This is a genomic window from Streptomyces hokutonensis (assembly GCF_042751305.1).
Classification (GTDB): Bacteria; Actinomycetota; Actinomycetes; order Streptomycetales; family Streptomycetaceae; genus Streptomyces; species Streptomyces hokutonensis_A.
The window spans coordinates 363,361-389,104 of record NZ_JBHYWD010000003.1 but is presented as its reverse complement, the minus strand read 5'-3'; the positions used below and the strand labels follow the sequence as shown (position 1 = coordinate 389,104).

Sequence of the window (25,744 nt, the reverse complement as noted above, 5' to 3'; positions counted from 1 at the left end):
CGGGGCGTGGGGGGCGTGGTCGGCGCGGGTGGTGGGGGGGGTGTGATCCGGCCACCCACGCCCCTCCACCCCCCCGGGGGGGGGCGCGCCCGCCCCCCCCCCCCCCTTCCTGTCGGGAAGTGTGGTTCGGGGAGTGGATCAGCTGACGTCGGACGCGTCCAGACGGTAGAGGCCGCTGTAGGCGGAGACCGCCGTGCCGTGTGCCTTGACCCAGGTCGTGATCTCGGAGTTGGTGCCCTGGCCGCCGGTGCTGCCGACCATGATGTAGTGGAGCTTGCCCGACTTGACCAGGCTCTTGAGCTTGGCGAGGGTCATCGCGTTGTCGCTGCCGGACCAGCCGCCCATGGAGATCACGGGCTGTCCCGACTCCAGGATGATCGAGGACGCCGTCTGGTCGGTGGACACCGCCAGCAGCCAAGTGGCGCCGTCCTGGTGCTTCTTGAGGTACGTGATCATCGCGGAGGAGACCTGGGTGCCGCCGCCCATCCCGCCACCGGTGGGCTGCGTACCGGACTCGGAACCGGACTCCGAGGAGGACGACGAGGACGAAGGCGCCGATCCGCTGCCCGAGGGCCGCGTGCCGGACGGAGCCGAACCGCTCGGCTTCGTACCGGAGTTGGTGCCGCCCGGCGCGCCGCCCATACCGCCACCGCCGCCCATCCCGCCACCGGTGCTCGGACCGGCCGTCGGGTTGGTGCCGTTGGTCGAGGAGGTCGCCGCCGAGACCGAGTAGGCCGCCGGACCGGCGAGCAGGGCGACGATCGCCGCCAGGGCCGCGAAGCCCATCAGACGGTGGCGCCGGGTGAACCGGCCGACCAGCAGGCCGAGTACGGAGGCGATGCCCGCCACCGCGACCACGATCTCCGCGACCGTGTAGACCGTGCCGGAGCCGGAGACCCGCTGGAGCAGGACGACCGCCCACACCGTGCTGGCCGCGATCGCGACCGGCAGCACCCAGGCCCACTTGGCCGCGGCGCCCTCACGGAAGGCGCGGTACAGCAGCACCCCGCCCGCACCGGCCAGGGCCGCGATACCGGGCGCCATGGCGGTGACGTAGTACGGGTGGAAGGTGCCCTCGGCGAGCGAGAAGGTCAGGAAGTGGAGGACGAACCAGCCGCCCCAGAGCATCAGCGCCGCGCGCGTGGCGTCCGTGCGGGGAGCGCGGCCCCGCAGCACCAGACCGGCGATCAGCGCGACCGCCGCGAACGGGATCAGCCAGGAGATCTGGCCGCCCATGATCTCGTTGAACATCCGGTACAGGCCCGAACTGCCGCCGAACGAAGCCCCGTTGCCCTGCGAACCGACCGAGGAGCCGGCGCCGAAGATGCGACCGAAGCCGTTGTAGCCGATGACCAGGTCCCAGACCGTGTTGTCGGTGGAGCCGCCGATGTAGGGGCGGGAGGACGCGGGGATCAGGTCGACGATCACCATCCACCAGGCGCTGGAGACGACCAGCGCGACGGTGGCGACGGCGAGGTTGCGGATGCGCCTGCCGAGAGAGACGTTCGTCGCCCAGAGGTAGACGAGGAAGAACGCGGGCAGGACGACGTACGCCTGCATCATCTTGGTGTTGAACGCGAAGCCGATCGCCACCGCCGACCACACCAGCGGCATCAACCTGCCGTTTCGGACGGCCTTCAGGAGGGCCACCGCGCCGAGCATCATCAGCAGGACGAGGATCGGGTCCGGGTTGGTGTCGCGGGTGATGGCGACCGTGATCGGGGTGAGGGCGAGGACCAGTGCGGAGATGGTGCCCGCGATCGCGCCGAAGTCCCGCTTGACGCTGCGGTACAGGAGGGCCACCGAGCCGGTGCCGGCGGCGACCATCGGGAGCATCAACTGCCAGGTGCCATAACCGAATACGCGGGCGGAGAGGCCCATCACCCACAGGGCGAACGGCGGTTTGTCGACCGTGATGAAGCTGCCGGAGTCGAGCGCGCCGAAGAAGAACGCCTTCCAGCTCTTGGTGCCGCTGTAGACGGCGGCGTCGTAGAAGGTGTTGCCGGTGATCGAGGTCAGGTTCCAGGCGTAGAGCGCCGTGGCCAGGAGCAGGATGCCCCACAGGGCCGGGCGGGCCCAGCGCGGGTCGTCCTCCGGGCCCGTGAAGAGCCTTCTGGCACGGGAGTTGAGGCCGCCGTCGGCCGGCGGGCCCGCGCGATGCGAGCGGCGGGTGCTCTCCTGACCGGGGGGCGGGGCGAGGGTCGTCATGACGCGTACTCCAGGTGTTCCGCGGAAGTGGCCGGTGCCCCAGCGGGCAGGACAGGGGTGGTGGTGCGGGTACGGCGGGGTACGGCGGCGATGCGGGCGCGGCCGGTGACGCTCTGCTTGAACATGCGGCGCATGCCCTTGAGGTCGTCGAGGGCGGTACGGACGATGTCGACGCGGCTGTCGGGGTCGTCGATCCAGTCGACCGGGACCTCGTGGATACGGAGCTTGTTGCGCTGGGCGAGGACGAGGAGTTCGGTGTCGAAGAACCAGGCGGTGTCCTCGATGTGCGGGGCGAGCGCCCGGAACACCTCGGTGCGGACGGCCTTGAAGCCGCACTGCGCGTCCGAGAAGCAGGCCGCGAGGCCTGCCTTCAGGAGGAGGTTGTAGGAGCGGGAGATGAACTCCCGCTTGGCGCCGCGCTGTACGGCCGACTGCCGGTGCAGGCGGCTGCCGATGGCCACGTCGCTGTGGCCGGAAAGGAGCGGGGCGACGAGGGGGAGGAAGCCTTCGAGGCCGGTGGACAGGTCGACGTCCATGTACGCGACGACGTCCGCCTCCGACTCGCTCCACACCTGCTTCAGCGCGCGGCCCCGGCCCTTGGCGTCGAGATGCACGGCGTGCACGTGCGGCAGCCGCTGGGTGAGGTCGAGCGCCGCCTGCCAGGTGCCGTCGGTGCTCGCGTTGTCCGCCACGGTGATCGTGAACGGGAACGGGAAGGACGTTTCGAGGTATGCGTGGAGACGGCCGACACTGCCGGCGAGGACGTGCGCCTCGTTGTGGACCGGCACCACGATCTCGACCGACCGCTGCCGGGCGCCTCCCGCGTTCTGTTCGTTCATGACCGTGACGATCCGGGCCCTGGCTGGGCCGTTGCTGTGCCTTCGCTGAACGGCCGATGAGAATCAGCGGACTCACAGGAAGGGCACAGTCGATCCGCGTCGAACCCCCAGGAATCGGCACCCGAAACCCCTCAGGTGCCCGCCAGGTTCCCGCAACACAAGCCGTCTAGACTCTCCCCTCAACGGCCTGAGACAGCGGCCAGGAACGGGCAGTTTCTGCCACATCCGAAGGGTATTCGGCGCTTTGATACGGATAGATTCAGTCACCAAGCGGTACCCGGACGGCACGGTGGCGGTCGACCGGTTGTCCTTGGACATACCGGACCGCTCGATCACCGTCCTCGTCGGCCCCTCGGGCTGTGGCAAGACGACGACCCTGCGCATGATCAACCGGATGGTCGACCTCAGCGAGGGCACGATCTCCCTGGACGGCGCGGACATCACCAAGCAGCCGGTCAACACCCTGCGCCGGTCCATGGGTTACGTCATCCAGAACGCCGGACTCTTCCAGCACCGCACGATCGTCGACAACATCGCGACCGTGCCGCGCATGCTCGGCTGGGGCAAGGAGAAGGCCAGGGCGCGGGCCACCGAACTCATGGAGCGGGTGGGCCTCGACGCCTCCCTCGCCAAGCGGTACCCCTACCAGCTCTCCGGCGGCCAGCAGCAGCGCGTCGGCGTCGCCCGCGCGCTGGCCGCCGACCCGCCGGTGCTGCTGATGGACGAGCCGTTCTCCGCCGTCGACCCCGTGGTCCGCAAGGGGTTGCAGGACGAACTCCTGCGCCTCCAGGAGGAGTTGGGCAAGACGATCGTCTTCGTCACCCATGACATCGACGAGGCGATCAAGCTCGGCACGATGGTCGCGGTGCTGCGCACCGGCGGCAAGCTGGCCCAGTTCGCCCCGCCCGCCGAGCTGTTGTCCGACCCGGCGGACGCCTTCGTCGAGGACTTCCTCGGCGCCGACCGCGGCATCCGCCGCCTGTCCTTCTTCTCCTCGGCCGGCCTCGACCTCAAGACCGCCCCGATCGTCGCCGTCGACTCCACCGCAGAGCAGATCGCCGAACGCACCACACCCGGCGTGCCCTACCTCCTCGTCACCGACCTGGACGGCAGGCCGCTCGGCTGGAGCGAGCCCGGCGCACTGACCGCCGGGGAGGTCGACACGGCTCAACTCCTCGCGTACGGCCGCCCGTTCGCGGCCGGCAAGGACTCGCTGCGCGCCGCGCTCGACGGCTCCGTGCTGTCGCCCACCGGCTGGGCGGTCGGCGTGGACGACACCGGCCGGGTCGTGGGCGTCGTATCGCAGCAGGCCGTGGGCGAGGCGATCCGCAGCGCGCACGCGGCGCTGCGGACGGGCACGAAGGTCCTCGGATGAACGACTGGTTCCGCATCCCCAGCGACCTCCAGAACAGCTACCTCGGTCTGATCGGACTGCACCTGCGCGAGGCCGTGATCCCGGTCCTCGTCGGCCTCGTGGTCGCGCTGCCCATCGCCCAACTGTGCGTGCGGCTGCGCTGGTTGTACCCGCCGGTGCTGTGGGTGACGACCGTGCTCTACGCGATCCCCTCGCTGGCCTTCTTCGTCGTCCTCATCGACTACACCGGCCAGACCGAGACCACCGTGATGATCCCGCTCGGCGTCTACAGCCTCGTGGTGTTCGTCCCGGCGATCGTCGACGGCGTCCGCTCGGTACCGCAGGAGACCCTGGACGCGGCGACCGCGATGGGCCTCGGGCCCGTACGCCGCTACCTCCAGGTGCAGTTGCCGATCGCCGTGCCCGCGATCATCGCCGGGCTGCGGGTGGCGACCGTGTCCAGCATCTCCCTCGTCAGCGTCGGCATGCTGATCGGCAACCAGGGCGCGCTGGGCAACCTGCTCAACGACGGCCAGATCTACCACCAGCCGCGGCTGATCTGGCTCTCCGTGATCACCACCGCCGTCCTCGCCATCGTCGTGGACGCCGTCCTGGTCGCCGTACGCCTGCTCCTCACGCCCTGGATGCCGCGCGGCACCCGCAAGGCCCGGCCCGTAGTGGCCGAACCCGTACTGGAGGACGCAGCCCGGTGAACGTACTCCACTACATCAACCTGTTCTTCAGCGACAGCACCCACTGGCACGGCTACGACGGCATCCCCACCCGGCTGCGCGAGCACGTCCAGTACTCGCTGATCGCGCTCGCCATCGCCGCCGCCATCGGCCTGCCTGTGGGCCTGCTGACCGGCCACACCGGACGCGGCGGCAACACCCTCTCGCTCATCGCCACCGCGGCCCGCGCGCTGCCCAGCTTCGGTCTGCTGGTGCTGATGTTCGTGCTGATCGGCTTCGGCCTGGTCCCGGTGATGATCCCGCTGGTCGTCCTCGCCGTACCGCCGATCCTGGTCACCACGTACGAGGCGATGCGCTCCGTCGACCCGTCCCCGGTCGACGCGGCCCGCGGCATGGGCATGAACGAGACGAACATCCTCTTCCAGGTGGAACTGCCGGTCGCGCTCCCGCTGATCCTCAGCGGCCTGCGCTCGGCGGCCATCCAGATCGTCTCCACGGCCACCATCGCGGCCTACGTCAGCCTCGGCGGCCTCGGCCGCTACATCATCGACGGCCTCTACCAGAAGAACTACGAGAAGGTCGTCGGCGGTGCCACCCTGGTCGCCGGGATGGCCCTGGTGACGCTGGGGGTCTTCTGGGGCATCGCCCGGCTCGCGGTGTCGCCGGGGGTGCGCAGGAGCAACTGAGCGTCTTGGCAAGCGAAAGGGGGGAGGGGCTCAGGCCCTCCCCCCTTTCGCTTGCCTCCGTCAGCCCTCCGTGCGTGCGAGCGCCAGCTCCAGTACGACCAGCAGCGCGTCCCGCACCGAGCCGCGCTCCCGAGCGTCGAAGGCGATCACCGGGACGCGCTCGTTGACGTCGAGCGCCCAGCGGACCTCGTCCAGGGAGTGCTCGATCTTGCCGTCGAAGGCGTTCAGGGCGACCGCGAACGGGATCTGCTTGTGCTCGAAGTAGTCGACGGCCGCGTAGCAGTCGTCGAGCCGGCGGGTGTCGACGATGACGAGACCGCCGACCGCGCCCTCCACGATGTCGTCCCACATGAAGCCGAACCGGTCCTGCCCGGGCGTACCGAACAGATACAGCTTCAGGGTCGGGTCGATGGTGATGCAGCCGAAGTCCATCGCCACCGTGGTGGTGGTCTTGCGCGGGGTGTGGGACAGGTCGTCCACGCCCGCCGCGACCTCGGTGATCGCGGCCTCGGTGGTCAGCGGCTCGATCTCGGAGATCGCGCCCACTGTGGTGGTCTTGCCCACGCCGAAACCACCCGCGACGACCATCTTCACCGGGAGCGGCGGTCGTACGGCGGTCTGCGCAGCCGCACCGCGGGCGACCGGTTCAGTCGGTGTCACGGAGTACTCCCCGGGAGTTGGGGATGGCGCGGAGGCCATCGATGACCCTTCGCAGGACGGTTGCGTCGTGGGTGATGTCGGTGTTCGGCACATGCACCGTCAGCTGTCCGGCGGCCCGCAGGTCCTCGGCGAGGACCCGCACCACGTTCAGGTGCAGCCGCAGCCGGGCCGCGATCTCCGCGAGGGACTGCGGCTGCCGGCAGGCGGCGACGATGTCGTGCTGCTCGAAGGAGAGCCGGTCGAGCACGTCGAGCCCGGCGGCCGTCGCCACCACCTGGGTCTCGACCGGGATCGGCCGCCCGGAGTCGGCCGCACCCGCGCCCGCCACCCGGCCGGCGGTCACCAGGAACGGCCGTACGGCGGAGGGCGCGCGCACCGGATCGCGACCCGGGGGCGTGTCCCCGTCGGCGCCGGCACCGCTCGGCGTGCGGCCGTCGGGCATGAGTGGCTGTTCCTCTCTCGGCCGGTCTGGGACCGGTCACCGAGCCGAAATGACGCCGACGCTGTTCTTCAGCTGGAGGACCAGCTGCGGGTTGAGCGCGGAACCGGCACGGTTGGCGAACAGCGTCATCTCGTAGGCGATGTTGCCGAGTTTGGCCTCCTTGTCGGCGACGACGCCGAGGACGGCACCGCTGCCGATCGCGGAGACGAGGACGTGACCGCCCTCGAGATCGATGATGACCTTGTTCAGGGCGCCGAGACCGTAGTTGCCCGAGGCGCCGGCGGCCAGGCTGGTGATGCCGGAGACGATGGCCGCGAGCCGCTCGGAGTGGGCCTTCTCGCGCAGTTCCGCCACGGCGATCAGCAGACCGTCGGAGGACACCGCGATGGCGTCGACGACACCCGCGGTCTCCGTCGCGAAACGGTTGAGCAGCCAGTTGAAATCGGCCGCGGCTGCCTGCAGTTCGGCCGGCGTGGTGCCTCCCCTGGGAGTTTCACCTGTCGACGTACTCACTGCTCCGCTCCTTTCGGGAGACTGTTCCGGTCGTGCGGGTGGTGCCCGTCCGTGAGGCGCAGGCCCGAGAGGGTGTCGCTGTCCCGGTTGGCCTGCTCCACGGCTGCCTCGAACTCTTCGAGGGCCGAGCGGACGGCGTCCGCGTCGGCGGGCCGGGGGGCCTGCCTGGCGGCTTGCTGGGCGGCGTCGTCGGCGCCCGTACGAAGGGTGGCGCCCTTGACCCGCCGGCGCAGGGGGCGGGAGCCTCCTGGGGCGGTGTCGAAGGCGGCGGACTCGTCCGCCGGGGCGTGGTGGGTGACGGGCGGGGGAGCCGCGGCGGCCGCCGTCACCGTCTCGTACCGGGAGACCCGGCGCGGGAGCGGGGCGGGCTCGTCCTCGGCACGCACGTGCTCGGGCACGGCCGGCTCGGGTCTGCTCAGGGTGATCGACGGGCGCGGCCCGGAGTCCGAGGCGGCCCAGGAGGGAGCCGGACGGCGCTGGTCCTCCCCGGAGTCGACGGCCCCCGGCCCGGCGGGCGCGAGCGCCTTGTCGGGCCCCGAGTGACCTTCCGCCGAACCGCCGGATGCCAGCGCGCTCATGCGCAGCAGCAGCGTCGCCGGGATGGTCACCTCGGCCGTCACACCGCCGCCCGGGGTGCGGGCCAGCGTGACGTCGATGTCCCAGCGGCGGGCCAGCGTACCGACCACGAACAGGCCGAGCACCTTCGTCGGCACCAGGTCGAGCCGCTCGCGGCGGATCAGCCGGGCGTTCTCCTCGGCGATGCGGTCGGCGCTCATCCCGAGCCCGTGGTCGGCCACGACGATCAGCGCGTCGTCGCCGTCGGTGCGGACGACCACCTCGACGGGGCTGCCCGCGGGGGAGAACGAGACCGCGTTCTCCAGGAGTTCGGCCACCATCAGCGTGAGGTCGCCGATGATGTCGGGCTCCACCATGATCTCGGTGTCGGCCCGCAGACTCACCCGCTGGAAGCCCTCGATCTGGCCGAGCGCGGCCCGTACGACGTTGGTGAGTTCGGTGGGTCCGCCGTCGAGCACGGTCTCGCGGATGCCGGCGAGCAGCATCAGACTGTCCGCGTTGCGGCGCAGGCGGACGGCGATGTGGTCGATGGAGTAGAGGCGTTCGAGGAGCGCCGGGTCGGTCTCGCCGCGCTCCACCGCGTCGATCAGGGCGAGTTGACGGGTCGTCAGGTTGCTGACGCGGCGGCCGACGTTGCCGAACATCTCGGCGACGTTGCGGCGGCTGACGACCTGGCGGGCCAGCAGCGCGGCGGCCGTGGTCTGCACATGGTTGAAGGCCTCGGCGAGGTCGCCGATCTCGTCCTTCGCGGTGACCGGCATGTCCCGCAGCATCGGCGGACCGTCGTCCTCGGCGTCGTCGTCGGCCACGCGGGCCAGTTCGCGGCCGGCGACCTCGGCGACCTGCTTGGCGGCGCCCGTGAGGGCCTGCACCGGGCGGACCACCGAGCGGCGCACGATTACCACGAAGGCGAGCCACAGCACGAAGCCGAGCAGCGAGAGGCTCAGCAGCAGTCCGGCGCGCCAGGAGGCGGAGCTGGACGCGTCGTCGGCACGGGTGGCGATCTGGCCGATCAGCGAACTGGTGATCTTCAGCCGGGCCTCGGCCTGCTGCGGGTAGGAGGGGTAGTCGCTCATGGCGTCCGCGAACGCCTTGCGGACCGCGCCGGGCGACTCGGCCTGCAGCCCGCTCGGGTCGATCTGCAGCTCGGCGTACGCCGTGGCGATCTCCCGCTGCGGGACGGTGTGCTCGATGCCGGACAGCTGGTCGGCCTGGGTCTCGGTGGCGAACCGGGCGAAGCGGGCGGCCTGGTAGGTGTACAGGTCGTAGGAGCCGACGGCGCTGGTGAACTCGATGAGCGCGTTGCTGTCACCGGTCGTCGCCGAGAACACGCTGGTCTCGAACGAGCTGTGGGCGGCATCGGCCCGCAGTACGGAGTCCAGCAGGTTGCCGGTGAAGGTGGTGGCGAGGTTCGCGTTGTGCTCCAGGTCGAGCCCGTCGATCAGACCGTCCGAGGCGCTGGTGTACGCCGGGTCGATGTTGTCGGCGGGCAGATAGCTCTGGGTGACCGTGTTGCGCAGCGTCTGCAGGCCGTTGATCTCCCTGAGCGCCTGCGCCTCGCCGGCCGGCAGCCGGTCGCCGAAGGTGTCGCGCACCTTCTCGACCTGCTGGTCCACGGCCTGCTGGGCCTTGCGGTAGGCACTCTGCGAGGGCGTGCCGCCGTCGTTGGTGGCCTCGAAGCGGACGGACAGCAGGATGGCCTGCTGGTGCTCCGCCTCCACAAGGTTCACCAGCTCGGCGACCTGGCCGCTGTCCCGCACCAGCTGGGCCGCGTCGCTCGCGTCCGTCGACTGCCCGACCTCATCGGTGATGAGATACGCCAGCAGCACCGCGACCACCGCGAGCGGCACGCCGACGAGCAGATTGAGCTTGCGCCTGAAGGGCCAACGGTCTGCGAAGCCCCGTATGGACACCAGGCCTCCTTCGTGGGGTGTTGTCACGGTACGCGCAGCGATACACGTGACTGTTTTTGATCGAAGCGGCCCCCGCACACCGCTGTGACCGATGCCAACTCCCGGGAGACTACCGCCTCTTTGAACGATCAAGTGCGTCGCGCTACGTCAAGAATCAATTACAAAGCGCCTGTGTTCGTGACCGGTCTGTTTACGTTCCCTTCACAACTGGGCACTCATTGAGGCCAATCGGTGACCAGAGTTCTCTTGACTGACCAAGAACCGGCTGGATTGGATCAGCGGAGTGCGGCATTCACGCCCCGCGCGTGGACGCCACAGCCATGCCTGCACGCCTGTGCCAACATCCAACCCCGGAACGGGAATTGTGACTTCTAAAGCGAAGAACAGCTGGTCCAGCACTAGGTACCCCGGCGCGGCGGCCATCGCCCTCGCCGCCACGGCTGCGCTTGTCACGGGATGTGGTTCGTCCTCCGACAGCAAGTCCGACAACCCCCTCTCCGACGGCAAGGCCAGCGGCGACACGGTCGTCGTCGGCTCGAACAACTTCGCCGAGAGCATCCTGATCGCCGACATCTACGGCGAGGCCCTCAAGGCCAAGGGCGTCAAGGTCACTTACAAGCCGAACATCGGCAGCCGTGAGACCACGTACGGCCTGCTCAAGAACGGCTCCATCACGGTGCTGCCCGAGTACAACGGCGCCCTGTTGGCCTACCTCGACCCGAAGGCCGCCCCGGCGACCCTGGCCGCGACCACGGCCGCGATCAACGCCAAGCTGGACTCCAAGCTGACGCTGCTGGACCCGGCCGCCGCCGAGGACAAGGACACGGTCACCCTCAACGCGGAGACTGCGAAGAAGTACAACCTCACGGGCGACTCCAGCATCAGTGACCTCAAGTCCATCGCCAAGGACCTGGTCATCGGCGCCTCGCCGGAGTTCCAGACCCGGCAGCAGGGCCTGGTGGGCCTGAAGTCCGTCTACGGCCTGGAGTTCAAGTCCTTCAAGGCGCTGGACGCGGGCGGCCCGCTGACGGCCGCCGCGCTGAAGAAGAACACCGTGCAGGCGGCGGACCTCTTCAGCACGGACCCGACCATCACCAAGGAGAAGCACGTCACGCTCCAGGACCCGAAGCGGCTCTTCGGCTTCGAGAACGTGCAGCCCCTGGTGTACAAGAGCGGCCTCTCCGCCGCCGGTGTCGCCGCCCTCAACGCGGTCTCCGCGAAGCTCGACACGGCGACCCTGCTGGACCTCGACACCCAGGTGGGCTCGCAGAACAAGGACCCGCTGGACGTCGCGAAGGCCTGGCTGAAGACGGCCGGCCTGAGCTGACCCGTTCCGCCGCGGACGCGGGTGCCTCCATTCTCCGGGAGGCACCCGCGTCGTGCTCAGTACCCGACGTGGAAGGTCGCGTCCTGCTGGTCGGTGGCCGTCGAGATCGGGTCGATGCGCAGGACGTAGTTGGAGTGGCGGATGTACCGCGTCGGATTGTTGTACGACCGGAACGACGCCCAGGAGGAGTCGGCGAGCCCCGCGGTCCGGTAGAACGTGGCGTCCCCGGCGAACGTCGACGTGCCGTCGTTCACGTCGAGTTGGAGCGCGTAGTTGTAGTGCCGCAGATACCGGGTCGGGTAGTTGACCGACTGGAAGGACACTCCCGCGCTGTCCGCGAGGCCCGGCACCAGCGTCCACTGCGAGTCGGTGTACGGGTCGAAGGCGTACTCGTCGATCCGCCCGACGAAGTTGGAGTGCCGGACGTAACGGGCCGGGTAGTTGTAGGACTTGAGCCGGTTCCAGGCGGGCGTGCCCCACTTCGCCACGAGGTTGTTGTACTCGGCGGCGGTGATCGGCTGGATGCCGCAGTGCTTGGAGTTGAGCGGCTGGGTGTACAGCTTCTGGTCGACGGCCGTCCAGGTGCCGGCGGCGAGGCTGCTGGACTGCCAGGCGTAGAAGACGCCGTTGGGGTCCCAGGTGTCCCCCCAGAGGTACCAAGTCGAGCTGGACGCAAGGGACTTGACCAGGGTCGGCGCCTCGGTGCCGTTGTGCGAGACCGCCGTGCTGAACTCGGTGAAGCTGCCCGGGTCCAGTGACGTGGACTTCGCGCCGACCAGCGTCGAATTCTTCTTGAAGTAGAGGTAGTTGACCCCGTTCACGCCCACCGCGAGGTCGCCGTCGATGACGTCGTAGCCGGGGTCGAAGAACACCTGTGGATCCCCGGCGGTCACGAAGTCGCTCGTGTAGTTGACCATGATGACGTTGTGGCCGCTGTCGTTGACGGCCGAGTAGATCACCCCGTACTGCCCGCGCCCCGCGTCCCAGAACGACTCGGGAGCCCACGCGTGGGTGTCCAGGCTGTGCACCTTCATCCGCCGGTAGCCGGTGAAGGTACGCAGATCGGTGGAGTCCCAGACGTGGATGTACTGGCTGACGTACGACCAGTCGGTGCCGTTGAGGTCGGTCGCGAGGACCACGAAGGTGCCGTCCTGTTTGCGCAGGATGAAGGGGTCGCGCAGGCCGAGGGAGCCGGCGGTCGGGGTGGCGACGGGGGCGTTCTGGTTCAGCGGGGTCCACTGCAGACCGTCGAGGCTGACGGCCAGGTGCAGGCCGTAGTCGGCGCCGAGGAACGTCGGCGACTCGGTGAAGTAGCACATGACATGAGCCGAGTTGGTCGCCGCCCGCGCGCTGCCGGCGCCGAGCGTGAGCGCGCCGGTGGCCGCGAGAGGGACGGTCGCGGCCATGCCGAGGAAGAGGCGGCGGGAGGGGTGGGGGAGGGGAGGGACGGCCATGTGTTCTCCAGGGGTGACGAGCGGCCCAATGTTCGGTATTGCGAACACAGTTCGGTAAACCGATCAGAAGGTAGGGATGGGGCGTGTGCGCGTCAATCACACGGTCGTGCTTGGCCGGTTCTCGTCGTTCACGTAGCCATCCGCTACGAGCCCCCTGTGTGGATCAGCAGTTCAGTCCGCGCCCTGGCCGCCGCCCCGACCGCCACCGCGTCACCGCCCAGCCGGGCCGGCAGCACCCGCACCGGGTGACCGCTCACAGGCGGCTCCAGCGCCAGCGTCTCCCGCACGGCCGACCCGAGCAGCGCCCACGACCGGCTGACACCCCCGCCGATCACACACGTCGTGACATCCAGCAGCCCCGCCGTGATCAGCAGCGCACGGGCCACACCCCGGCCCGCGTCCCGGTACACGGCGAGCGCGTCCGGGTCGCCGCCGAGGGCCGCCTCGGCAACCGCGCGGGCGGTACGGTCCACCCCCGTCCGCTCCCTGTACCGCGCCGCGATCGACCGCCCGGACGCCAGCGTCTCCAGATGCCCCCGCCCACCGCACGTGCACGGCAGCTCGCCGAACCCCGGCACATGACCGATCTCGCCGGCGGCACCGCGCGGCCCGTCGTAAAGGGCGCCATTCAGCCACAGCGCGCCACCCACCCCGGTGCCGAGCGTCATCCCGAGCACGTTCTCCTCTCCCACGACGGCTCCCCTCGCGACCTCCCCGCGCAGAAACGCGTTGACGTCGTTGTCGAGGAACGCCGGTACGGCCAAGGCCTGTCGGACAGCCGCCGTCACCTCGAACCCGGCCCAGTCGCGGAACGAGTCGCTCGCCACCAGGATCCGCCCGGCCCGCACATCGACGAGCCCGGCCGCACCGACCCCGACCCCGAGCAACCGGGCGGGTGTACGGCCCAGCAGCAGCCGCAGCGCGGAGAGCGCGGCGCCGACCATCGCCGCCCCGCCCTCGCTCGCCGGGGTCGGCACCTCCGCCCGGTCCAGCACATCGAGCCGGTCCGTGCACAGCACGACCTGAGTGGTGGTCCCGCCGATGTCGACACCGGCGATCACCTGGTGAGCCTCGCTCACGCGCCGGCCTCCGTCCCCGACGCCACCCGGCGTTCTCTGCGCTCCCGTTGGACCACCGGATCGGGCACGGGCACGGCGGCGATGAGCCGGCGCGTGTAGTCGGTCTCCGGGTGCAGCAAGGTGCTCATGGTCGCCCCCTGTTCCTCGACCCGCCCGCCCCGCATCACGACGACCCGCCCCGCGAACCGCTGCACCACGGCCAGGTCGTGCGACACGAAGAGACACGCGAACCCGAGCTCCGCCTGCAACTCGGCGATCACCTCCAGCACGGTGCGCTGCACACTCACGTCCAGCGCACTCGTCGGCTCGTCCGCGACCAGCAGCCGGGGTTCGAGCACCAGCGCCCGCGCGAGACTCACCCGCTGCCGCTGCCCACCGGACAGCTCACGCGGCCCACGCCGCGCCAACTCCCTCGGCAGCCGCACCAGTTCGAGCACCTCGGCAACCCGCTCCCGCCGCTCGACGGCCCCCATGCCCCGCCGGTGCACCCGCAACGGCTCGGCCACACACTCCGCGACACTCATCCGCGCGTCCAGCGAAGCCACCGGATCCTGAAGCACCACACCGACCCCGGCCAGCAAGGCCCGCCGCGCCCGCCCCCGCGCCTTGCGCAGATCGGTCCCGAAGAGCGAGACGTCCCCGGACTCCGGCGCGACCAACCCCAGTGCCACCCGCGCGGCGGTCGACTTCCCCGACCCGGACTCACCGACGAGCCCCACCGTCTCCCCGGCCCGCACGGTCAGCGACACCTCGTCCAGCGCCCGCACGGCACGCGGCCCCCGCCCGAACCGCACACCCACACCCCGGAGTTCGACGACGGGCGCCCCCTCGGGGGTCTCCTCCCGCACGGCACTCCCGTCCCCGCTCACCGCCAGCCTGGGCACAGCCTCCAGCAGCCGCCGCGTGTACTCGTGCGTGGGCCGCAACAGCACGTCCTCCACCGCCCCCGTCTCCACGATCTCCCCCTCCAGCATCACGGCGACCCGGTCGGCGAAGTCGGCGACGACTCCCATGTTGTGCGTGACCAGCAGCACGCCCGTACCCGAGTCCACGGCCAACGCCCGCAGCAGATCGAGGATTTCGGCCTGCACGGTGACATCGAGCGCGGTGGTCGGCTCGTCCGCCACCAGCAGCCCGGGCGAGTTGGCGATGGCCATGGCGATGACGACCCGCTGCCGCTGCCCGCCGGACAGCTGGAACGGAAACGCGGAGGCCCGCCGCTCGGGATCGGGAATACCGACCCTGCGCAGCAGCTCGACGGCCTCGGCAGCCGCCCCCTGCCGCGACACGTCCCGGTGATTCCGCACAACTTCCGCTATCTGCCTGCCGATTCGGGTCAGCGGATCGAGCGCGGTGGCAGGCTCCTGGAACACCATCGAGGCGGTACGCCCACGCAGTCGCGCGAGTTCGGCCTCACCGGCGCCGACCACATCCGTACCGCCGACCGAAACACCCCCGGAGGCACGGGCGTTGCCCGGCAGCAGCCCGAGGGCGGCGAGCGCCACGGTCGACTTCCCCGACCCGGACTCACCCACCAGGGCCAGCGTCTCGCCGGGCGCCACCCGCAACGAAACCCCGCGCACGGCGGGCACGTCACCGCTCTGCGTCGAGAAGGTGACGCCCAGATTCTCCATCTCCAGGATGTTGTTCATCCGCGTCCCTTTACGTCGAAGGCGTCCCGCAGTCCGTCACCGATCGCGTTGAACGCGCACACGACGAGGATGATGGCGAGACCCGGCGGCACGATCAGCCACCAGCGTCCCGAGTAGGCGGCCGTCAGCCCGGCCGAGAGCATGCCGCCCCAGTCGGTCGCCGGCGGCTGGACTCCCAGCCCCAGATAGGACACATAGGCCACGAGCAGAATCGCGTCGGCGACCTGGAAGGTGGCCGCGACGACGATCGTCGACACCGAGTTGGGCAGGATGTGCCGGGCGATGGCCCGCCCGTGGCCACCGCCGATGGCCCGCAGCGTCAGCACGTAGTCCCGCCGCTTCAAGGTCAGCGTCTCCGCCCGCACGAGCCGCGAGGGCACGAGCCAGGACACCAGCCCGAGGATGACGATCAGACCGGGCACGCCGGGTGTGGTGATGGCGGACACGACCAGCAGAATGAACAGCGCGGGAATGGCGATCCCGGCGTCCACGACCCGCATCATGACGGCGTCGACCCACCCACCCGCATACCCGGCGACAGACCCCCAGAGCGTCCCGATCACGGTGGCAAGAACTCCGGCCGCGAGCCCGACGAGCAACGAGACCTTCCCGCCGTACATGAGCCGTCCCAGCTCGTCATGCCCGACGGCGTCCGTACCGAGCCAATGGGCCCCGCTGGGCGAGAGGTTGACCTGCGTGAGGTCGGTGTGGGTCTGATCGGTGGAGTAGAGAAGCGGCCCGAGGAAGCAGAACAGAAAAAAGAGGGCAACTACGATGATCCCGGCAACGGCCAGCTTGTTGCGCGCGAAGCGCGCTCTCAGGGGCGCGGGGCTGTTTCGATTTGCGGCTCCGCCGCGGGGCGCGACCAGCCTCCACCGACCCGCACTCTGAACACTCACGCCAGACCCCCCTTGACGCGAGGATCAACAACCCGCTGCACAACATCCGCGAGCAGCGTCCCCACCACAGTCGCGACGGAGATGACGAGCACACACCCCAGCAACACCGGATAGTCGGACGACTGAGCCGCACTCCAGAACAACAGCCCCATCCCGGGGTAGTTGAAGAGCTGCTCGACAACCAGCGCACCCCCGAACAGCACCGGCACGTAGTACCCCAGCATCGCGATCACCGGAGTCAACGAGTTCCGGAACACATGCCTGAAGAGAATCGCCGGCTGTCGCGAACCCCCCGCCCGAGCCGTCCGCACATAGTCCTCGGACAGGTTCTCCAGCGTCGCCGCCCGCATGTACCGACTGAACACGGCGACCATCGAAGCCGCCCCCGTCACCACGGGCAGCACCAACGCCACCGGATCCGTGAAGACTTGAGCAACCGTGTCCCCCTGCGGCGCCTGCGACGGAAACCACCGCACGACCTGCGTGAAGACCATCACCAGCACAAGTCCCAGGAAGTACACGGGAGTCGAGTACGCCACAAAGCTCAACGTGGTGATGACGTAGTCGGCCGGCTTGTTCCGCCGCACGGCCTGCCACATGCCCAGCGGAAGGGCGAGCAGCAGCCCGACAACCGCCGACAGCACGGTCAACACCAGCGTCTTCGGCAGCCGTTGCTCGATGAGCTGGGACACCGCCTCGTTGAGGGTGTACGACGTTCCGAGGTCCCCGTGCAGCAACTGCCTCAGGTAGTACAGGTATTGGACGGGCAGCGGCCGGTCGAGCCCCTGGTCGTGGTTGAAGAGAGTGATCTGCTGGGGTGTGGCCTGCGGGCCGAGGATCCCGCGCGCGGGACCCCCGGGCAGCGCGTGCAGCAGACCGAAGACCACGACCGTCACGATGAGGATGACGACCAGCGCCTGGGCGATCCGCCGGGTCAGATACAGGAGGGTGTCCATGCCTCAGCCGGTCCACTTCCACTGTGCCGGGTGGAAGTTGGCGAGCGGGTCCTGCGAGAAGCCGCCGAGGCCGTTCTTGACGACGGAGATCTGGTAGTCGGGCTCCGGCAGCCAGATCACCGGCAGATCCTTGGCGAGGGCCGCGCTGTACTCCTGGACCGCCTGCGTCGAACTCGACGTGGTGGACGCGGAGATGAGCTTGTCGACCTCGGCGTTGGAGTAGTTGCCGAAGTTCGCGCCGCCCTTCGTCTGGAAGAGCGAGTCACCGGTCGGGAAGGCAGGGAAGTACCAGCTGCCCGCCGTACCGAAGTAGGACAGCTGCCACTTGCAGATCGACTGCGAGGCCGTGCACTGCGGGGTCTGCGACAGCACGGAGTTGACCGGCGCGGTCTTGATGGAGAACTTGATGCCGGTCTTCGCGAGCGAGGACTGGATCGCGCTCATCATGTTGTCGGTCACCGTCGAACCGGACTGCGACAGCACCTGCATCTGGAACTTCGTCCCCTTGGTGACCCCTGCACCGCACTGGGCGGCGCCGGTGCCGGGGCTGGTGCAGGTCATGACCCCGCCCTGCTCACTCCAACCATGGCTGCTCAACAGAGACTTGGCGGCCGAGGTCGAGAACGGATACGGGTCGCTCTTCTGCGTGGCCGACAGGAACGACGAGGTCTGCGCCTGCGGAACCGGCCCGTACCCGGGCACCGCCGTCCCGTTGAAGATGACCTTCGCCAGAGTGGTCTGGTCGATCGACCGCTGCACGGCCTGCCGGGCGTAGAGCTGCTTGAACACGGCGCCCATGGAAGGGTTGTTGAAGTTGTACGGCATGTAGGTGATCGCCCAGCCCGACCACGGCTTCACGGTGTAACCCCGCGCGGTGAAACTGTCCTTCTGGTCGAGGTCGGTCGCCTCGATGTAGCCGTAGTCGACGGTCCCGGAGCGCAGCGCGTTCTTCTCGGCGTCCGCCGTCGTGAACGGGAGGAGGTTCACGGTGGGGATGCCGGCCTTCTCGCCGCCGTCGTACTTCGGGTTGGCGGCCAGGACGACCTTGCCTGCCGTGGAGAAGGACTTCACGGTGTACGGGCCGCTGACCGTCTTCCACAGGGCGTTGGTGGCGTACCCGTTGATGTTCTTCGCCGCGCTGTTGAGGTACGTCCAGTCCTTCTTGGCGTCCCCGGCCCTGTCCCACACGTGCTGGGGGAGCGGGTTGATGGAACTCAGCTCGTTGGCCAGCATCCACTGCGGGTTGTAGGCCTTGTCGAAGGTGATCGTGAAGTGGTGGGCGTCGACGGTCTTGAAGGACGTCCAGTTGTCCGGCGCCTTGCCCGGGTTGTAGCCCGCCCACTGCGCCTTGTTCGCCTTGATGAGGTCGAACCAGAACTTCACGTCGGCGGAGGTGATCGGCTTCCCGTCGCTCCACTGCCGCTCGCCGAGGGTGATCGTGACGCTCTTGTTGTCGGCCGCGAAGTCCGCCGCGGTCGCCACCGAGCCCTTCTTGTTCCAGCCCATGGTCCCGGTCGAGCCGTCGTAGGCGATCAGCGGCTCCCACAGCGCGTTCGCGATGGAGATGTTGTTGGTGTTGAGGTGGGCCGCGGTGCCGATCGGGAGGATCCAGTTCGGGGTGAAGTTCGCGGGCAGCGCGTAGTTGATGGCGTCGCGCGACCCGGAGGACGACGTACCGCTCGACCCGGAACAGCCCGCGAGCAGCAGCGAGGCCGTGGTCAGGGAGGCACCGGCGAGGAGTCTCTTGCGGACAGGGGACATGGTTCTCCTCGGAAAAAGAGGGGCGGAGGCGGGAGTGAGGACAGTCAACGACCCCCGTGGGCGAAGAAACAGGCGTGCCGCTGTAAAAAGCCTGTTACTGCCGTTCTGGAGAAAGCACACAGGGCATGCGGGTGACTTACGCTCGTCGCCTCGATCGCCGATCCGGAAGTAACTTCCTCCATGCCTGAAAAAAGTGCCCATCGCCGGAAGAGCACCTCGGGCGTCTCCTCACTGGCCGAGCACGTCCTCGAACTCCTCGCCTCCGGGCAGGCCGCGACCCGCACCGACCTCGCCGAACTGCTGGGCGCCGCGCCCTCGACGATCTCCCTCGCGGTGGGCCAGCTGGTGTCCCTGGGCCTGGTCGCCGAGCACGGCACGCGCTCCTCCACCGGCGGCCGACCGCGCAAGGTACTCCGGCTGGGCGGCAGCGACGGCTTCGCGGTCGCGGCCGAACTGGGCGGCAAGCACGCGCATGTGGGGGTCGTACTCCCCGGCGGAGGGCTCACCGACGTGTCCACCGTGCCCTTCCCCACGGCTGACGGTCCCGAGGCCGCGCTGCCGGGCCTCGCCGACACCCTCCAGGGCCTCGCCGAGCGACGCGGGCCGGAGCTGCTGCGCGGGGTCGGACTCTCGCTGCCGGGCCCGGTCGACGTCGCGGGCGGTGTCGTGACCCTCCCGTCCCGGATGCCCGGCTGGAACCGGTTCCCCGTCCGTGCGTGGCTGGAGGACCGGTTCGGCGTCCCGGCCGCCATCGAGAACGACGCCAACTGCATGGCCGTGGGCGAGCACACCGTGCAGCCCGCCGAACGCCGTCAGTCGATCATGGTCAAGACGGGCACCGCGATCGGCGCCGGCGTGATCGCCGACGGTCGCCTCTACCGCGGCGGCACCGGCGCGGCGGGCGAGATCACCCACGTCCGCGTCGAGGCGGCCCACGACATCCCCTGCTCCTGCGGCAACACCGGCTGCCTGGAGACGGTCGCCTCGGGTGCCGCCCTGGTCCGCATCCTGCGCGGCCACGGCCTCGACGTGACGTCCACCGAGGACGTCGTACGCCTCGCCACCGACGCCCACCCCGAGGCAACCCGAGCGGTCCGCCAGGCCGGCCGCTACCTGGGCCAAGTCCTCGCCGCCAACGTCAACTTCTTCAACCCGGACGCCGTGTATCTGGGCGGCATCCTCTCCACTCTGGAACCGTTCGTCGCGGCGGTCCGCAGCCAACTCTACGAGGGCTGCCACCCGTTGGTGACGGAACATCTGGTGATCGAACGGGCCAGCTTGGGAGCGGACGCAGGGCTCGTGGGCGCAGGCCAGTTCGCCCTCCAACGGGCCCTGGCCCAGGCACTCCAGACGGTCACAGACCAATCAGCGACGCGATGAGTTGCTTTCGCTTTCAGGGGCGAGGGGAACTGCGCGACCAGCCCCCACGGACCCGCAGCCAACACACAACCTGGAGTCCCCATGCCCTCATCCCGCCCCACAATCGCTATCGCAGGCCTCGGCATCGAATCCTCAACCTTCTCCCCGGCCCGCACGGAGGCCCCCGCCTTCCATCCCCAACGCGGCCCCGAGGTGTTGACCCGCTACCCCTTCCTCGCCCCCGGCACGCCCCTCAGGGAAGCCGCCGACTGGCAGGGCGCCCTCGTCGGCAAGGCCCTCCCCGGCGGCACAGTGACGGCCACCGCCTTCACCGCCCTCTCCGACGAACTCATCTCCTGGCTAAGGGAGTTGGGACCCCTGGACGGCCTCTGGTACGACATCCACGGCGCGATGACAGTAGAGGGCATGGACGACGCCGAGGCCCAACTCCTCACCCGCATCCGGGAAACCATCGGCCCGCACACACTCGTATCGACCTCCATGGACCTCCACGGCAACGTCTCCCGCGAACTGGTCCACGCCACCGACCTGATCACCTGCTACCGCATGGCCCCGCACGAGGACGCCATGGACACCAAGGAACGCGCCGCCCGCAACCTCGTAGAACTCCTGAAGAGCGGCGCCCCCCGCCCGGTCAAGGCCTGGATCCCGGTCCCCGTACTCCTCGCGGGCGAGCAGACCTCCACCCGTATCGAACCGGCGAAGAGCGTCTACGCGGCCGTAGAAGACGTAGAGGCGAAGGAAGGCGTCATCGACGCGGCGATCTGGGTCGGCTACGCCTGGGCGGACGAACCCCGCAACCGTGCCGCGGTGGTCGTCACCGGCCAGTCCGCGCCCCAAGTCACCGCAGGCGCCGAGCAGTTGGCGCGCGGCTTCTGGGAGGCCCGCGACGACTTCGCGTTCGTCGCCCCCACCGGCACCCTGACCGAGTGCCTCGACGAGGCCCTCGCCGCCACCGCCCGCCCGTACTTCATCAGTGACACCGGCGACAACCCGACCGCGGGCGGGGCGGGCGATGTCACCTGGGGTCTCCAACAGGTCCTGGAACGCCCGGAGTTCAAGGATCGGACCGGCCCTACGGTCATCTACGCGTCGCTGCCGGGACCGGCCGCCGTGGACACGGCCGTAGAAGCCGGCATCGGGGCCACCGTGACCGTCACGGCGGGCGCGGAGGTCGACGACCGTCACGCGCCCCCGCTGACCCTCACCGGTGTCGTGCACTCCGTCCGCCACGGCGACCGGGACGCCGAGACCGAGGTGGTGCTGCGGGTCGGCAGCGTGTACGTGATCCTGACCCGGCTGCGGAAGCCCTACCACCACGAACACGACTTCACCGACCTGGAGTTGACGCCGCGCGCGGCCGATCTCGTGCTCGTGAAGATCGGCTATCTGGAACCCGAGCTGTTCGCCATGGCCGCGAACTGGAAAATGGCCCTCACCCCGGGCGGGGTCGACCAGGACCTGGTCCGGCTCGGTCATCACCGGATCCGGCGGCCGCTGTTCCCCTTCGACCGGGACATGGCGGAGCCGGACCTCACGGCCCGGATCATCGCCTCCTCGGACGAACCGCTCAGCGGGGCGGACGAGTGAGCCTGCCGCCCCCGCCGTCCTCGATGGCCGCCTCGATCAACTGGTCCAGCAGCGCGATCAGTACGTTCCGGCACGAGTCGCGCTCGCGGGCGTCGCACAGCAGCACCCGGACGTCCTCCGGGAGCGCCAGCGCGTCGCGGACCGCCTCCGCCGGGTACGGGTGCTCGCCGTAGAAGCCGTTCACGCCGACCACGAAGGGGATGCCCCGGCGTTCGAAGAAGTCGACGGCCGCGAAGCTGGACTTGGGGCGGCGCACGTCGATCAGGACCACCGCGCCGAGCGCGCCGAGCGCCAGGTCGTTCCACATGAACCAGAAGCGCTGTTGGCCGGGGGTGCCGAACAGGTACAGCACCAGGTCCTGGCCTATGGTGATGCGGCCGAAGTCCAGGGCCACGGTGGTGGCCCGTTTCTCCTCGATGCCGTCGAGGTCGTCGACGGCGAGGCTCGCCGAGGTGAGCGGTTCCTCGGTGCGCAGCGGCGCGATCTCGCTCACCGAACCGACCATGGTGGTCTTGCCGACGCCGAAGCCCCCCGCGATCAGGATCTTGACCGTCTCGGGCGGCGCGGGTGCCGGAGCGATGGTGTCAGAGCCGGCCAAGGCCCTCCCTCACTTTCTGCAGCAGGTCCATGTCCGGGCTGGTACGGGAGACCGGGTGCGGCGGACGGGCCGTGATCAGGCCCGCCTCCAGCAGGTCGCAGAGCATGATCACTACCACGCTCACCGGAAGGTCGACAAGCGCCGCGACCTCCGCCACCGCCAGCGGCTCCGCGCACAGCCGCAGGATGCGGGACTGCTCCGGCTGCGGCCGGGGTGCCCGCGAGGGCGGCGGGTCGACCGCGGTGACCGTGGTGATGAGGGTGAAATCGGCGCGGCTGGGCCGGGTTCTGCCACCGGTCAGCGTGAACGGTCGTACCAGCCGTCCCGCCGCGTCGCCACCGCTCACCTCACTCGCCGGAGCCGGCCGCGGGGCCGACGTTGGCCCTCGGCGCGGCGCTGAGATGCTCGCCTATCTTCTTCACCAGCATGTTCATCTGGTAGGCCACGACCCCGACGTCCGCGCCCGGACCGGTCAGCACGACCAGGTGGGCGCCGGGTCCCGCCGAGGTGAGGATGAGATAGCTGTTCGCCATCTCGATCAGCGCCTGGCGCACCGGACCGCCGCGAAAGTCCATGCTGACCCCCTTGCTGAGGCTCATCAGCCCGGACGCGGTGGCCGCGAGCCGCTCGGCGTCGTCGCGCAGGAACCCGGTGGACTTGCTGACGACGAGGCCGTCCTCGGACAGCACGACGGCCTGGTTCACCTCGGCCACCCGGTCCACGAGTCCGGTGAGCAACTGGTCGAGTTGGGTGTGCGTGGCGGGCACGGGACGTGTCATGGCGGAGTCCTTCATGAGCGATCGGCGGGCGGATTCGAGGAGGCTGCTGCTTCCTCCCGGTCGTACTGCGACGGCGCGTCGTCGTCGAGGGAGTCTCGCGCCTGGAACGTGCCGCGCTGGAACCCGGCCAGCGAGGAAGCCGCACGTTCCGCGGTGAAGTCTTCCAGTTCTCCGTCCTCCTCGGCCGGTCCGGCCTCCTCCCGCAACTCACTGGCCAGACTGGTCTGCGGCACCCGCCGTGGCAACGGGGCGAGCCCGTCGGGATCGGCGGTGACCGGGGGCTCGGCGGACCGGGCCGGGGGAATGGCTGGCAGCGCCCTGGGCGCGGGGCTCGGCACGTCGGCCGCCCGCTCGGTCGGGGCGGCGGCCTTCCCCGCCCCCACGGCCTCGTCGCCGGTGTCCTTCGCCGGCTCGTCCAGGGGCTCGGGTACGACGATCTCGTGCGGGATCAGCACGATCGCGGTCGTGCCGCCGTACGGCGAGGAGCGCAGCGTCACCGCGATGCCGTGCCGGACGGCGAGCCGGGCGATCACGAACATGCCCAGCCGCAGGTCGTCGGCGAGGGCGACGACGTCGAACTGCGGGGCCACGGCGAGCTGTTCGTTGAGCGAGGCGTAGTCCTCCTCCGACATGCCGAGCCCGCGGTCCTCGACCTCGATCACGAGGCCCTTGGCGACCATCGCGGCCCGCACGCCGACCGGGCTGGGCGCGGGGGAGTACACCGTGGCGTTGTCGATCAGCTCCGCCAGCAGGTGGATCACGTCGGCGACCGCGGGCGGCGCGAGGCACACCTCCTCCTCGGTGTGCACCTCCACCCGCTGGTACTCGGCGACCTCGCCGACGGCACTGCGCAGGATGTCGATCAGCGCGACCGGCTCGGTCCAGCTGCGGCGCGGCTGCTCACCGCTGATGACGACGAGGTTCTCCTCGTAGCGGCGCAACTGGCTTGCCGTGGAGTCCAGTTCGTACAGGCCGCGCAGGACCTCGGGGTCGTCGTGCCGGCGCTCCAGCTGGTCGAGCTTGGTGAGCTGGAGGTTGACCAGGTTCTGGCTCTGCCGGGCGATGCCGAGGATGACCTTCTGGAACCCCCGCCGGGTGTCGGCGAGTTCGACGGCGGTGTGCACGGCGGTGCGCTGCGCGGTGTTGAACGCCTGTGCCACCTGGCCGAGTTCGTCGCCGCCGTAGTCCAGCGGCGGGGTCGCCGACTCGACGTCGATCTTCTCGCCCCGGTTCAACCGGGCGACCACGTCGGGCAGTCGGTCCTCGGCGAGGCTCAGGGTGGCCATCTTCAGGCCGCGCAGCCGGCGGGACAGGGAGCGGGTGATCCGCCAGGACATGACGACGCACAGCAGCAGGGCGCCGAGTCCGCCCGCGCTCAGCGAGGCGGCGGTGACGAGCAGGTTGTGCGCCTTGTCGGAGCTGCGGTCGAGAAGTGCGGACGTCTGCTGCCTGATCAACGACTCGTACTGTGCGGCGACTTGGGACAGTGCGGCGTTCCACTGCTTCTGCTCGGCGGGCAGGACGATCCGGCCGGCCGAGCCGTTGTCCGGATCCGCCTTGCCCGCCGTACCGGCCCTGAGCACCGCGTCCTCCGTCGACTCCAGGGTGCTCCACTCGACGCTCTGCAGAATGTGCTCGATCCGCGTCTTGGTGGCGCCCTGGAACCCGGTGGCGATCTGGTCCTCGACCAGCCAGCGCCGGGCGTGCACCAGCTCGGCGAACTGCTCCCACGACTCGTTGTTCAGATACCCGGAGTGCCAGGCCAGCGTCAACTGCGCGTCCTCCTGGGAGACCAGCTCCGCGCCGTGCTCCAGCGCGACCAGCGGCTCCGCCTGCGAGGTGAGGTCGCCGTCGTCGACCTGGGACAGCTGCTGGAACGCCTGGATCTGGTCGTCGATGATCGAGGTGTACTGGTCCAGCACCTGCTGGGCCGTGATGTCGGTGGGCTTGTCCACCTGACTGCGGTAGTACTCCAGACTGTCCACCGACGCGACGACCGAGTACATCCGGTCCCTGATGCGGGTGGGCGCCTTCTTGATCGCGTCGGACTGGCCCACGAGTTGGGCCACCACTTTGTCCGTCGCCGCGCGCTGGGCCTCCAGCGCGGCCTGCGAGCCGTGCGGATCCGCCATCCACGCCGCCGAGAGACTGCGCTCCTTCTGGAGCGCGAGCGCGGCCTCGGTGCCCATGGCGCCGGTCGACCTGCTCAACTCCGTCTGCGAGCGCAGCCGTAGCCCCTCCGTGAACATCTGGGTCGTCGTCAGACCCCACATGGCGGCCAGCGTGACGCTGGGGACCAGGGCGAGCAGGATCAGGGAAAGACGTATGGAACCGACGCGGCGCCGGGCACCTGTCCGTGGAGACATCGTGGTCGTCCTCGCTACAT

General features: G+C 69.7%; 22 protein-coding genes. 6 read left to right on the top strand and 16 right to left on the bottom strand.

Features of this window, described 5'->3' with window-relative positions; all coding sequences use genetic code 11:
- Window positions 1-138: 138 nt before the first annotated feature.
- On the bottom strand, window positions 139-2,208 hold the full coding sequence (locus ACFXC1_RS11630) for an ArnT family glycosyltransferase (RefSeq protein ID WP_381241669.1): 2,070 nt from the start codon (window positions 2,206-2,208) through the stop codon (window positions 139-141).
- Complete coding sequence (locus ACFXC1_RS11625) at window positions 2,205-3,047, bottom strand: dolichyl-phosphate beta-glucosyltransferase (protein WP_381241667.1); 843 nt, start codon at window positions 3,045-3,047, stop codon at window positions 2,205-2,207. Before ACFXC1_RS11625 ends, ACFXC1_RS11630 begins: the two co-directional genes overlap by 4 nt.
- Window positions 3,048-3,291: 244 nt before the next feature.
- Between ACFXC1_RS11625 and ACFXC1_RS11620 the strand changes: the two genes are divergently transcribed.
- Genes ACFXC1_RS11620 through ACFXC1_RS11610 form a run of 3 tightly spaced genes read left to right on the top strand, consistent with a single transcriptional unit; the run spans window position 3,292 to window position 5,779 of the window.
- Complete coding sequence (locus ACFXC1_RS11620) at window positions 3,292-4,422, top strand: ABC transporter ATP-binding protein (protein WP_381241665.1); 1,131 nt, start codon at window positions 3,292-3,294, stop codon at window positions 4,420-4,422.
- On the top strand, window positions 4,419-5,114 hold the full coding sequence (locus ACFXC1_RS11615) for an ABC transporter permease (protein ID WP_381241663.1): 696 nt from the start codon (window positions 4,419-4,421) through the stop codon (window positions 5,112-5,114). The genes ACFXC1_RS11620 and ACFXC1_RS11615 overlap by 4 nt, the downstream gene beginning before the upstream one ends.
- The gene (locus tag ACFXC1_RS11610) at window positions 5,111-5,779 is read left to right on the top strand and encodes an ABC transporter permease (RefSeq protein WP_093629785.1); all 669 of its coding nucleotides are present in this window, start codon (window positions 5,111-5,113) and stop codon (window positions 5,777-5,779) included. Before ACFXC1_RS11615 ends, ACFXC1_RS11610 begins: the two co-directional genes overlap by 4 nt.
- A 60-nt stretch (window positions 5,780-5,839) precedes the next feature.
- Here the strand turns inward: ACFXC1_RS11610 and ACFXC1_RS11605 are convergent, their stop codons facing one another.
- The 4 genes from ACFXC1_RS11605 to ACFXC1_RS11590 are packed head-to-tail and all read right to left on the bottom strand — an operon-like array spanning window position 5,840 to window position 9,883.
- Window positions 5,840-6,439, bottom strand: coding sequence for a GTP-binding protein (locus ACFXC1_RS11605; RefSeq protein WP_093629786.1), 600 nt, complete (start codon window positions 6,437-6,439; stop codon window positions 5,840-5,842).
- Window positions 6,426-6,881 carry a DUF742 domain-containing protein gene (locus ACFXC1_RS11600; RefSeq protein WP_019071412.1) on the bottom strand — a complete coding sequence of 152 codons (456 nt, stop codon included), beginning with the start codon at window positions 6,879-6,881 and terminating at the stop codon, window positions 6,426-6,428. The genes ACFXC1_RS11605 and ACFXC1_RS11600 overlap by 14 nt, the downstream gene beginning before the upstream one ends.
- Before the next feature lie 36 nt (window positions 6,882-6,917).
- On the bottom strand, window positions 6,918-7,394 hold the full coding sequence (locus tag ACFXC1_RS11595) for a roadblock/LC7 domain-containing protein (RefSeq protein WP_381241660.1): 477 nt from the start codon (window positions 7,392-7,394) through the stop codon (window positions 6,918-6,920).
- Window positions 7,391-9,883: an ATP-binding protein gene (locus ACFXC1_RS11590; RefSeq protein ID WP_381241658.1), complete on the bottom strand. Its 2,493-nt coding sequence runs from the start codon at window positions 9,881-9,883 to the stop codon at window positions 7,391-7,393. Before ACFXC1_RS11590 ends, ACFXC1_RS11595 begins: the two co-directional genes overlap by 4 nt.
- Window positions 9,884-10,247: 364 nt before the next feature.
- Between ACFXC1_RS11590 and ACFXC1_RS11585 the strand changes: the two genes are divergently transcribed.
- Window positions 10,248-11,210 (top strand): ABC transporter substrate-binding protein, encoded by a 963-nt coding sequence (locus tag ACFXC1_RS11585; RefSeq protein WP_381241656.1) that lies wholly within the window; start codon window positions 10,248-10,250, stop codon window positions 11,208-11,210.
- A gap of 56 nt (window positions 11,211-11,266) precedes the next feature.
- On the opposite strand, the gene ACFXC1_RS11580 is transcribed toward ACFXC1_RS11585, so the two are convergent.
- The 6 genes from ACFXC1_RS11580 to ACFXC1_RS11555 form a co-directional block, all read right to left on the bottom strand.
- Window positions 11,267-12,664 (bottom strand): glycoside hydrolase family 43 protein, encoded by a 1,398-nt coding sequence (locus tag ACFXC1_RS11580; protein WP_381241654.1) that lies wholly within the window; start codon window positions 12,662-12,664, stop codon window positions 11,267-11,269.
- Between the two features lie 143 nt (window positions 12,665-12,807).
- Entirely contained in the window at window positions 12,808-13,743 is a 936-nt protein-coding gene (locus tag ACFXC1_RS11575) for an ROK family protein (protein ID WP_381241653.1), read from the bottom strand.
- On the bottom strand, window positions 13,740-15,395 hold the full coding sequence (locus ACFXC1_RS11570) for a dipeptide ABC transporter ATP-binding protein (RefSeq protein ID WP_381241651.1): 1,656 nt from the start codon (window positions 15,393-15,395) through the stop codon (window positions 13,740-13,742). The genes ACFXC1_RS11575 and ACFXC1_RS11570 overlap by 4 nt, the downstream gene beginning before the upstream one ends.
- Complete coding sequence (locus ACFXC1_RS11565) at window positions 15,392-16,264, bottom strand: ABC transporter permease (RefSeq protein ID WP_381241923.1); 873 nt, start codon at window positions 16,262-16,264, stop codon at window positions 15,392-15,394. The genes ACFXC1_RS11570 and ACFXC1_RS11565 overlap by 4 nt, the downstream gene beginning before the upstream one ends.
- Before the next feature lie 26 nt (window positions 16,265-16,290).
- A complete protein-coding gene (locus tag ACFXC1_RS11560) occupies window positions 16,291-17,250 on the bottom strand; it encodes an ABC transporter permease (protein WP_381241649.1) in 960 nt (319 codons plus the stop codon).
- A gap of 3 nt (window positions 17,251-17,253) precedes the next feature.
- On the bottom strand, window positions 17,254-19,011 hold the full coding sequence (locus ACFXC1_RS11555; protein WP_381241647.1) for a peptide ABC transporter substrate-binding protein: 1,758 nt from the start codon (window positions 19,009-19,011) through the stop codon (window positions 17,254-17,256).
- A 180-nt stretch (window positions 19,012-19,191) separates the two neighbouring features.
- Here ACFXC1_RS11555 and ACFXC1_RS11550 point away from each other — a divergent pair, with 180 nt between their 5' ends.
- Together ACFXC1_RS11550 and ACFXC1_RS11545 are read left to right on the top strand one after the other, a co-directional pair.
- Complete coding sequence (locus ACFXC1_RS11550; RefSeq protein WP_381241646.1) at window positions 19,192-20,391, top strand: ROK family transcriptional regulator; 1,200 nt, start codon at window positions 19,192-19,194, stop codon at window positions 20,389-20,391.
- A gap of 81 nt (window positions 20,392-20,472) precedes the next feature.
- On the top strand, window positions 20,473-21,981 hold the full coding sequence (locus ACFXC1_RS11545) for a M81 family metallopeptidase (RefSeq protein ID WP_381241644.1): 1,509 nt from the start codon (window positions 20,473-20,475) through the stop codon (window positions 21,979-21,981).
- Here ACFXC1_RS11545 and ACFXC1_RS11540 read toward each other — a convergent pair.
- The 4 genes from ACFXC1_RS11540 to ACFXC1_RS11525 are packed head-to-tail and all read right to left on the bottom strand — an operon-like array spanning window position 21,962 to window position 25,724.
- Complete coding sequence (locus ACFXC1_RS11540) at window positions 21,962-22,579, bottom strand: GTP-binding protein (RefSeq protein ID WP_359606042.1); 618 nt, start codon at window positions 22,577-22,579, stop codon at window positions 21,962-21,964. The two genes, ACFXC1_RS11545 and ACFXC1_RS11540, sit on opposite strands and share 20 nt — an antisense overlap.
- On the bottom strand, window positions 22,566-22,925 hold the full coding sequence (locus ACFXC1_RS11535) for a DUF742 domain-containing protein (RefSeq protein WP_381241642.1): 360 nt from the start codon (window positions 22,923-22,925) through the stop codon (window positions 22,566-22,568). The genes ACFXC1_RS11540 and ACFXC1_RS11535 overlap by 14 nt, the downstream gene beginning before the upstream one ends.
- A gap of 1 nt (window position 22,926) precedes the next feature.
- On the bottom strand, window positions 22,927-23,358 hold the full coding sequence (locus tag ACFXC1_RS11530; protein ID WP_019071426.1) for a roadblock/LC7 domain-containing protein: 432 nt from the start codon (window positions 23,356-23,358) through the stop codon (window positions 22,927-22,929).
- Window positions 23,359-23,369: 11 nt separating this feature from the next.
- Window positions 23,370-25,724: a sensor histidine kinase gene (locus ACFXC1_RS11525; protein WP_381241639.1), complete on the bottom strand. Its 2,355-nt coding sequence runs from the start codon at window positions 25,722-25,724 to the stop codon at window positions 23,370-23,372.
- Window positions 25,725-25,744 lie beyond the last annotated feature (20 nt).